General features: G+C 51.2%; 15 tRNA genes and 1 rRNA gene. All 16 read left to right on the top strand.

Annotated elements, in window-relative coordinates:
- Positions 1–381: 381 nt before the first annotated feature.
- The 16 genes from CIG75_RS19475 (at position 382) to rrf (ending at position 1,912) form a co-directional block, all read left to right on the top strand.
- Positions 382–474: transfer RNA gene (locus tag CIG75_RS19475), tRNA-Ser, on the top strand.
- An 8-nt stretch (positions 475–482) separates the two neighbouring features.
- Positions 483–559: transfer RNA gene (locus CIG75_RS19470), tRNA-Met, on the top strand.
- Between the two features lie 7 nt (positions 560–566).
- A tRNA-Tyr gene (locus CIG75_RS19465) sits at positions 567–650 on the top strand.
- A 19-nt stretch (positions 651–669) separates the two neighbouring features.
- Positions 670–745 (top strand) — tRNA-Trp (locus CIG75_RS19460).
- A gap of 6 nt (positions 746–751) precedes the next feature.
- A tRNA-His gene (locus CIG75_RS19455) sits at positions 752–827 on the top strand.
- 29 nt (positions 828–856) lie between these two features.
- Positions 857–931 (top strand) — tRNA-Gln (locus CIG75_RS19450).
- A 3-nt stretch (positions 932–934) separates the two neighbouring features.
- Positions 935–1,010 (top strand) — tRNA-Lys (locus CIG75_RS19445).
- A 16-nt stretch (positions 1,011–1,026) separates the two neighbouring features.
- Positions 1,027–1,102, top strand: a tRNA-Ala gene (locus tag CIG75_RS19440).
- 4 nt (positions 1,103–1,106) lie between these two features.
- Positions 1,107–1,182 (top strand) — tRNA-Asn (locus CIG75_RS19435).
- 5 nt (positions 1,183–1,187) lie between these two features.
- Positions 1,188–1,264, top strand: a tRNA-Glu gene (locus tag CIG75_RS19430).
- 69 nt (positions 1,265–1,333) lie between these two features.
- Positions 1,334–1,409 (top strand) — tRNA-Val (locus CIG75_RS19425).
- A gap of 48 nt (positions 1,410–1,457) precedes the next feature.
- Positions 1,458–1,533: transfer RNA gene (locus CIG75_RS19420), tRNA-Met, on the top strand.
- A 4-nt stretch (positions 1,534–1,537) separates the two neighbouring features.
- A tRNA-Asp gene (locus CIG75_RS19415) sits at positions 1,538–1,614 on the top strand.
- 14 nt (positions 1,615–1,628) lie between these two features.
- A tRNA-Gly gene (locus tag CIG75_RS19410) sits at positions 1,629–1,702 on the top strand.
- Positions 1,703–1,710: 8 nt separating this feature from the next.
- Positions 1,711–1,787 (top strand) — tRNA-Ile (locus CIG75_RS19405).
- A gap of 8 nt (positions 1,788–1,795) precedes the next feature.
- Positions 1,796–1,912, top strand: a 5S ribosomal RNA gene (gene rrf, locus CIG75_RS19400).
- The last annotated feature ends 588 nt before the right edge of the window (positions 1,913–2,500 follow it).

The following is a 2,500-nucleotide window of genomic DNA, read 5'->3' as shown; positions in this document are numbered from 1 at the left end:
AGTCTCGAGGCTAAGTATAATAAAAGAGGGCGCGTTGGATCGGTAGGCGAACTGTTCGGAGCAGGTAGTAGATCGGATGAACGGGTATGTAAGATTCGGGTGAGAGTATCGTCATAATCGATATTAAGTGCTGAGAAACATGTTCGTGTGTGGGGGTAGGAAGGCGTTGGTGAGGTGCTTGAAAGCCGATGCTTGTGAGTATACTGGATGCCTGAGATTCAATCATGTATGTGGTAGAAAAAGTGGTGTCCTGAGTGGCTGGAAGACATACGAGGGATATAACTCTATCTAATCACCATTTTTGATTCATTGGCGAATTGCTATTGGTTGTGTAGCATGATATTATAGCTCCTGTCGCCGCTGTTGGGCGATAAGAAATACGGAGAGATGTCCGAGTTTGGTCGAAGGAGCACGATTGGAAATCGTGTAGGCGCCTAAAACGTCTCGGGGGTTCGAATCCCCCTCTCTCCGCCATCAGTTGTGGCGGTGTAGCTCAGTTGGCTAGAGCATTCGGTTCATACCCGGGGGGTCGGGGGTTCGAGTCCCTCCGCCGCTACCAATTTCATGGAGAGATACCAAAGTGGCCAACTGGGGCGGACTGTAAATCCGTTGCGAAAGCTTCGAAGGTTCGAATCCTTCTCTCTCCACCAATTTCAAATTTAGTATTCTAGGGGTATAGTTCAGTTGGTAGAACGTCGGTCTCCAAAACCGGATGTCGTGGGTTCAAGTCCTACTGCCCCTGCCAATGATGGCGGTCGTGGCGAAGTGGTTAACGCACCAGATTGTGGCTCTGGCATTCGGGGGTTCGATTCCCCTCGATCGCCCCATCATTACAACTTATGATCTACATCAACGTTGGGGAGTCGCCAAGCGGTAAGGCAACGGACTTTGACTCCGTCATGCGAAGGTTCGATCCCTTCCTCCCCAGCCATGTGAGCCATTAGCTCAGTTGGTAGAGCAACTGACTTTTAATCAGTGGGTCGAAGGTTCGAGTCCTTCATGGCTCACCACTGTTTTTAAAATCTTGGGGGTATAGCTCAGTTGGTAGAGCACCTGCCTTGCAAGCAGGGGGTCAGCGGTTCGAATCCGCTTATCTCCACCAATGTTCCTCGATAGCTCAGTTGGTAGAGCGCCCGACTGTTAATCGGATGGTCACAGGTTCGAGTCCTGTTCGGGGAGCCAGTAAAGGCTCGTTGGAGAAGCGGCTTAACTCACCGCCCTTTCAAGGCGGCATTCACGGGTTCGAATCCCGTACGAGTCACCATTTTCTTAGGTAGCACAGCTAAGAACGCGACGTCCTGTCGCAACGCTGTACACGGTACGTCCTGTACGTGGAGGTTTAGCTCAGCTGGGAGAGCATCTGCCTTACAAGCAGAGGGTCGGCGGTTCGATCCCGTCAACCTCCACCATTTTCAAAAAGGAAGCCGTAACGTACGACTACGGAATTCCACAAATATCGCGGGGTGGAGCAGTTGGCAGCTCGTCGGGCTCATAACCCGAAGGTCGCAGGTTCAAGTCCTGTCCCCGCAACCACAATGGAGCTGTGGTGTAGTGGCCTAACATGCCCGCCTGTCACGCGGGAGACCGCGGGTTCGAATCCCGTCAGCTCCGCCACTTTTCTTAAATACGCGGGTGTAGTTCAATGGTAGAACTCCAGCCTTCCAAGCTGGTCGCGTGGGTTCGATTCCCATCACCCGCTCCATCATATAGGGGCCCATAGCTCAGTTGGCTAGAGCGCACGACTGATAATCGTGAGGTCGGAAGTTCGAATCTTCTTGGGCCCACCATTTAAATATCTAGTGATGATGTCGTGGAGGTCACACCTGTTCCCATCCCGAACACAGAAGTTAAGCTCCACAGAGCCGATGGTACTTGGACCGCAGGGTCCTGGGAGAGTAGGACGTCGCTAGGTAAAGATGAGGGCTCAGTTCAATGAACTGGGCCTTTTTGTTATGTAGTGAAATGCTGTTGCTGTGGAAATCGGACAGAATAGAGCGATAGGAGAACTTTGTTCATTGAATAGGTTTTTCTTTTGCTGTCCAAGGCCAATAGAAACAGTGCCGCGTTCGAAGCGGAGCGAAGAACCACCGGAGCGAGAGCGGAGGTATGGTACTTGGACCGCAGGGTCCTGGGAGAGTAGGACGTCGCTAGGTAGAAGTAATACCCAGTTCATTGAACTGGGTCTTTTTTGTTGTAAATATTGCTATTGGGGAAGCGGACAACACTGATCAATAGGAGTACTATTTCAATGAAGTAGGATCGTTTTTCGTCGTCCAAGGTCAATTGACAATGGTAGAGGTATCGAAGTCGAAGCGGAAAAGCTGGAGATGCGCCTCGGGGAGAGTGGAAGTATAGTGATTGATCCGCGAGGTACTAAGGGAATAGAATGCAGTGGGCAACGTGAGACTCAGTTCGGTGACCTAGGTCTTTTTGTTGTTGCCCAAGGTCAACTGAAAGATGACGCGGTGCGAAGAAGGAATCTCTGCAGGGAAAGTAGAGG

This window comes from Tumebacillus algifaecis, assembly GCF_002243515.1.
Lineage (GTDB): Bacteria > Bacillota > Bacilli > Tumebacillales > Tumebacillaceae > Tumebacillus_A > Tumebacillus_A algifaecis.
This window is presented reverse-complemented; position numbering and strand designations above follow the sequence as displayed.